Below are 260 nucleotides of genomic sequence, written 5' to 3' on the forward strand. Positions count from 1 at the left end.
TTTTTATACATCGATAGAATTGTAATTTCGGAAAAATCCCAAGGAAAAGGCATAGCCTCAAAGTTATACCAATATGCTTTAGGTTCAGCCATTGATAATTCAATCCCTTGCGTATTTGCTGAAATCGACGTTATGCCACCAAATGAAGCGTCTTTGTTATTCCATAAAAAAATGGGTTTTAAAGAGTTGGAATTATTAAAGCACAGCGAAGAAAAAATGGTATCTCTTCAAAAGTTGACCGTTAACTAGGCTAATTTGAG

Annotated in this window: 1 protein-coding gene; it reads left to right on the forward strand. The window is 34.2% G+C overall.

What is annotated here, in order from left to right; translation table 11 throughout:
- Positions 1 to 249: GNAT family N-acetyltransferase (locus A6E06_RS14655; RefSeq protein WP_141676984.1), on the forward strand; the 249-nt coding region annotated here is incomplete at its 5' end.
- Between the last annotated feature and the right edge of the window lie 11 nt (positions 250 to 260).

The sequence above is a fragment of the Aliivibrio sp. 1S175 genome (genome assembly GCF_001690985.1).
Taxonomy (GTDB): Bacteria; Pseudomonadota; Gammaproteobacteria; order Enterobacterales; family Vibrionaceae; genus Aliivibrio.